Source organism: Nocardioides cremeus (assembly GCF_030518195.1).
Taxonomy (GTDB): domain Bacteria; phylum Actinomycetota; class Actinomycetes; order Propionibacteriales; family Nocardioidaceae; genus Nocardioides; species Nocardioides cremeus.
This window is the reverse complement of sequence record NZ_JAULSC010000442.1, coordinates 1-219: the sequence shown is the minus strand read 5'-3', so window position 1 is coordinate 219 and position 219 is coordinate 1. Positions and strand designations below refer to the sequence as shown.

General features: G+C 71.7%; 1 pseudogene. It reads right to left on the bottom strand.

The features are described 5' to 3' along the window. Positions 1 to 219 (bottom strand): annotated as a pseudogene (locus tag QWJ41_RS21660) (hypothetical protein); the annotation flags it as partial.

The window sequence follows — 219 nt, the reverse complement described above, 5'->3', positions numbered from 1 at the left end:
GGTGACGGCGGTCTGGCCGTTGACGGCCACGTCGCCGTACACCCGGGACACGCCGGGGTCGACGTTGAAGTTGCTCAGCCGCACGGTCGTGCCGCCGGCGGCCCGGGTGAGCCCCGAGCCCACGTGCTGCAGCTGGCCGATGACGTACGGCGAGACCTCGCCCGGGGTGAAGACCGAGACGTTGCCGCCGCTGATCGGGAAGACCAGCGAGCCCTTGAC